General features: G+C 40.7%; 6 protein-coding genes. All 6 read left to right on the top strand.

Annotation, left to right across the window (positions count from 1 at the left end; all coding sequences use genetic code 11):
- Nucleotides 1-70 precede the first annotated feature (70 nt).
- The gene (locus PVV68_RS09575; RefSeq protein WP_273721870.1) at nucleotides 71-1,159 is read left to right on the top strand and encodes a TIGR04086 family membrane protein; all 1,089 of its coding nucleotides are present in this window, start codon (nucleotides 71-73) and stop codon (nucleotides 1,157-1,159) included.
- Nucleotides 1,160-1,551: 392 nt separating this feature from the next.
- Entirely contained in the window at nucleotides 1,552-1,701 is a 150-nt protein-coding gene (locus PVV68_RS09570) for a hypothetical protein (RefSeq protein ID WP_273721869.1), read from the top strand.
- A 234-nt stretch (nucleotides 1,702-1,935) separates the two neighbouring features.
- Complete coding sequence (locus PVV68_RS09565) at nucleotides 1,936-2,898, top strand: hypothetical protein (protein WP_273721867.1); 963 nt, start codon at nucleotides 1,936-1,938, stop codon at nucleotides 2,896-2,898.
- Between the two features lie 50 nt (nucleotides 2,899-2,948).
- The gene (locus PVV68_RS09560; RefSeq protein WP_273721866.1) at nucleotides 2,949-4,151 is read left to right on the top strand and encodes an MFS transporter; all 1,203 of its coding nucleotides are present in this window, start codon (nucleotides 2,949-2,951) and stop codon (nucleotides 4,149-4,151) included.
- 196 nt (nucleotides 4,152-4,347) lie between these two features.
- Nucleotides 4,348-5,022: a hypothetical protein gene (locus PVV68_RS09555; RefSeq protein WP_273721864.1), complete on the top strand. Its 675-nt coding sequence runs from the start codon at nucleotides 4,348-4,350 to the stop codon at nucleotides 5,020-5,022.
- Nucleotides 5,023-5,032: 10 nt separating this feature from the next.
- Nucleotides 5,033-5,547: class I SAM-dependent methyltransferase (locus tag PVV68_RS09550; RefSeq protein ID WP_273721862.1), on the top strand; the 515-nt coding region annotated here is incomplete at its 3' end.

The raw sequence follows: 5,547 nt of genomic DNA, 5'->3' as shown, positions 1-5,547 counted from the left end.
ATCCGTCTCTGTGGGAACATAATGGATCAGCAAGCATTCTATCTCCAGCATCATTCAAGGAGATAAAAACATGGAAACCCGCATTCCTGAAGACACACCCTTCGATACGCATTTTCTAGGAGAAACATCCCTAGAAACAGAATATCCTTTTTTCCAACCTCCCATTTCATGGTCTGCAATCTTTGCCGGACTTCTAACAGCCCTTGCCACATCAATCTGCCTCTCTTTTCTGGTGGCAGCATTAGGCTTGGGTCAAATGGATTTCACTTCTTCAAGCTCTTTTGAAGGCTCTTTCCTCTCTTTTGGCATGGGATCTCTTATCGTAACGCTCATCAGCCTTGCCTTGGGAGGTTTTGTTGCTGGGCGTTTTTCTGAATCCTCAGGAACACTGCATGGCTTTCTCACTTGGGCTCTGATAACACTACTGATGACCCTTCAAGCCATCCATGTGGTTTCAAGCACAGCAAAAATAGGCGCTAAAGCAGCCCTAGAAAACAGCTCCATGCTTCAACAAACCGTGGACAGCTTCAAAACAAAGATTGCTCCCCTGCTTGAAAATTTCAATGGCGAAAACTTGGAAAAGTTTTTGGTCAAAAACAGCGACAATGGTATCAATTTTGATAAACTGGGCAATGAGTTGCGTACACTTCTCAACAAGAGCGACATCCCTGCTCTCAATCCTGAACGCTTAAAAGAATCCTATCAAAGCGCCTTAAAAGATATTGGCACAGCGATAACAGCTTTTAAAAATGATCCTTCTCACTATCGCACCTACTTGAAAAATCTTGGTGATCGCCTTTCTGATCGTCTAGAAGTCCTTACTGCAAAGTTTAATAAAAGCGATATTATCAATGCCCTTATGCACGATGGCATGACACGTGCCGATGCACAAACAACAGCCAACGAAGCCATTCATGTTTATCAAAGGGCAGAGGAAAAAACGCAAAAAGCAATAAAAGCGCTTGAAGAACAGACTGAAACGCTCTCAGACAATCTTGAGAGTGCCATAAAGGGAGCAAAAAACACTGCCCAAAAAGCGACGAAAACAGCATCAAACATCGGCTGGTGGGGCTTTTTAGGCAGCCTGATAGGCGCTTTTGTTTCCAGTGTCTTTGGCTATTATGGCTATAGAAGCCGTAAGGATGCTTTCAAGCTTTAAAAGCCACCCCATAAAACAAACACTTAAAAAAGCTGTACACTTTGTCCAGCTTTTTTTACACCTGCTCAAAAAGCTCTTTGTATACATGAAAATCTATACACTACCTTACATCCAGACAACATCTTTCTAAGTTCAAACTTGAAAACAGAATATATGAATGATGAGAATCGATTGTACTCATCTCCCCTACAAATCAAAAACTCAAAAAGAACAGTCTATCTTTTTAATAAGGATACATAGCACTCTTCATTATACGAAGTGTATCTCTTCAAAAGAATAAGAAATACTTTCAATCAACATGGCATTTAAGAAAAAACATACGAGGTATAGAAGCATGATAATTTTTTATTTAAATTATCATGTGTTTTTATCAACTAGAAGGAAGGAAATATATGAATATTTCACTTAATGAAGTAAAAGATGTTATTGAATTAGCTGCTGATGAGCTTAATCCAGTAAGGGGGGGTGTTAAGTACGCTCAAATCAGCGATGTTCAAGTTTATCAAGATAAACTTAATATGAATGGTTCGCTGGAAGTTTGATAATGTATTGTTGATACAGATCTATTTATACATCTAACTTTAAAAATTAAGCATATTTAAGTGCATGTTTGAATTATTTTCAGAGGGCTTTTCTCAAAAAGTTTAAGCTAAGCAAACGTCTGAATTGTCAATTTCATACATCCCTTTCAATGAAAGGGATGTATTGGATGCTTTAAGACAATACGCTCTACATCCTCATAAACTCTTAATCCTAAATCCGAAGTCGTAACAGTAGTGAATGGAGTACGGAGTCCACATCCTCTTCCAAATTTTCTTGTTTTAGATACGGATAGGACCATAGAAGAATATATTGCTAGCGTTGATCAATATGCCGAAAAGCAAGAATGGGCAGTAATATATTATGGGTTATATGCTGCGACTCCTATACTTTGGGATGCAGCAAAGCACTTTGCAGATCAATTGGCACATTCTTTAGGTTTTAGACCTGGTGGACGCGTGGATATTGACTGCTTTATCGGCCGGTATTCTTCTACCCATGTTGGGATCCATGTGGATCACGCTCATAATTTTGGTTTTACCCTACAGGACGGTAAAACAATGTTTGCATGGCCCAACACACGAAAAGACCTTCAAGGGCTCAAATATCCTGAATATGAGGAACATAAATCAACAGCAATTGCGCTACAAAATCGTACAGATCGTGTTGCTTACTTCCCTCATGATGCCTTCCATGTCGCTGAAACGGAAGAAAAGGTTGCTGTAAATATCAATGTCGCTTTTTGGGAAACAGCACACGATACACAACACCATAGAAATTATGTCACGCATTTACTCTATCTCGATGATCGAACACGGCATGATATCCGCACATCAGGAAGAGCAAGTTTAAACCCTGATAATGCTTTTCAACACTTCGCACTAAACTCTGCCATCGCAAATGGTACCTTAAAACGCCATATGCTGGTTTCTCAATTAATTTGCGATACAAGTTCACGTTTATGCGTCGGTCGCCCCCTTGTTGACGTCTCCGAAATTGAAAATGAAATCACTCTTCGCCCACCTGCAACCCTCCAATGGGTGCCCTTAACTGAAACAAAAGAACTCCTCATCGCTGCAAACGGGCATTGCGCCAGTTTTGAGTATAGCTCTCATCTAGAGTACTTCCTTTCTCAACTTTCATCAGGGAAAAAACTGGACATAACAAAATTAAATGATAAATCCTATAGATACGCGTAGGAGTAAATTTTAAAAGCTATAAGAAAGAGCTTTAGCATGTTGGGGGCATTGTGACAAAGAAAAAATCCATGATTTTCGCCCAAATGGGGCTTTTCCTTGTGTTAAGCTTAAGCAGCTTTGCTGATGAAACAGCGCAAGTTACATTTGCTCTACACTTAGCAGAGAGCACAGCTTCTATTTCAATGCTGCTTTTTGCAGGACTTACAGGAGGAATTTGCGCAGGACCCATTGCCCCGCGTCTTTTGCATCACTTCCAGCCAGCGCACACAATTACTGTTGTTTTATTATTTGAAGCACTCTTCATAGCCACAGCTGCAATCGCCAACCAGTTTTGGCTTTATATTGCCCTTTCTTTTACACTGGGCTGTGCTGGTTCACTCTTTTGGTCTGCTATCCTTGTTGCTGTACCTGACTTCGCAAAGACTGATCACCAATTAGATCGTGTCAACCGCATTATCCAAACAGTCCGTAATCTTGGCTATATTGCTGGACCACTGTTAGGTGGCATGTTATATGGTCTATCAAACGGACAAAAAGGATTGTTTGCGCTTTCAATCATGGTGCTTCTTGCTGCCCTTATCACTCTCTGCTCTTTTAAAAGTTTAAAAATTCATACGCAAACAACAAACACAACACAGCAAAGCAAAAAAGGGCTAGATTTAACGGGTCTCTTGCATAAAAAAAATGTTGTCTATGCTCTTTCTCCCCTCATCATCACCATCATCCTCACCTCTGCTCTCAATGTATTGTCGATTGTCCGCATCCGCACTGAGCTTAACTTAAGTGCCGAAACCTATGGAATGATTAGCAGCATGATCAGTTTCGGTCTTGTGGTTGGTCCACTCTGCTTCTCTAGCCTTTTTCATCGTTTTGGCAATGCCACTGGCGCATCATTGGCTGCTGCAACCATTGGCTTTGCCATTTTCTGCTTTTCCCTCACACACATTGTGTGGCTCATGATGCTTTCATTTTTCATCCTAGGGAGTGCAAACGGTGTGCAAAATGCATTGATGGCAAGTTTTATGATGAAAGCCATCCAGAAAGAACAGCGGAACAGTCAAATGCCCGCTTATCTTTTCATCATACAAGTATCCGTATGCCTTGGCTTTATAGGAGCTGGTTTTGTCCATGTGCATCATACCAAAAGCACGCTGTTTATCATTGGTATAACCACAATGATCGCAGGTATATTAGGTTTTATCGTAAACAGTGCGGTGCAAAAAAAGAAACAAGAAGAATTTGATAATGGTTAGTAGACGCAGCTATTTTCTCCATACGCAAATAATGCCTCCAAAATGGCGTTATAACCGCAACTCTATAAAACCGTTGCTTCTAATCTCGTGCAACCTCATATCAGCTGATATGACATCAACGAGCCATCCTTTGATGCATATTGCGCATCGTTGTGGAAATTTGAAATTTTGAAGCAGGAGAAACCAGTTTAACATCATGCAACAAGACCCTATAGGCTTAAACTTTTACAATGGAACCGGCGGCTATGTGTGGCAACTTGCAGACTATATGCTACATGATTGTCAGGAGAGCTCCTACACTCTTGAATTACAAAAACCTACACCACCCATAGTCATCAATTCTTTCGCTGTCTACCCTTCTAAACTCAATCCTTTATCACGCGTTCAATGGGCAAAAGATATACAAATAATAAAAAATAAACCGGCACTCATTGGCAAACGCCAAATACAACCTATCACCGTTGTTTCCACCAAAAGCAGAGCTTTTGGTGGATTTGATTCACTAACATTCGCAACACTTTATGATGGCTGTTCTGTTCAATCCTTGAAAGAAATTAAACTCAACGGTTGCCTTTTTGACGTGAACAATCTTTTTATATCCTTGTTGCGACACGGTCTCATTCAAACAGACCAACAGGCCTTTTCAAAAGATGACGCAACGACTCTTTTACGAGAACCAACATGTCGTATTGTCAATTCTCCTCTTGGGTCCCTTGCCATTAATCAACTTAACGGGCGCACAATCCGGCTAAATGAAAAAACCAAACCTCTCTTACAAAAAGCCACAACAGGAATACATCTTCAACACCCCATAGAACAAACAGCGACATTTTTTATAAAAGCAGGAATGCTGCGATTGGTAAAAGGATAAGGATCAAAAGATGCTCCTGATAAGACCTGGTATGGGAACAGAAAACAGTATTGAACTTCTTTACACGCTCATTCAAATGGCAAGACCACTTACCGTCCTTGAAATCGGTGCGGGGGATAGCACATGCTTGATTGCTAAAGCACTGCAAAAAGCTAAACAAGCATGGCAACAGGATAAAGAACTCTTAAGATCTACCACTTGGGAAGAACGTACAGCTTTACTTGACCCTTCAGGAGTCCTTGAGAATTATCAACCACGATTGATCACCATTGATGATTTTTCAGCAGAAGGTCAGTCCGCCGAACAAGCATGGCAAAAACTGCTCCAAGACGAGCTTATTGAAAAAGACATGGTAACATTTATCCATGAGAATTTCTTTTCTCTTGATGATGAAACGCTCAAATCTTGGGGACCAATAGATTTTGCTTGGATTGATGCTGGAACGCCCGCAGATGATGTGCGATTTGTTACCACGCTTTGGAAACACATCACCGCTGGTGGTTATCTCTGTCTGCATGAACCAAC

Origin of the sequence: Bartonella sp. ML69XJBT (assembly GCF_028618515.1) — a bacterium.
GTDB lineage: Bacteria > Pseudomonadota > Alphaproteobacteria > Rhizobiales > Rhizobiaceae > Bartonella.
This window is presented reverse-complemented; position numbering and strand designations above follow the sequence as displayed.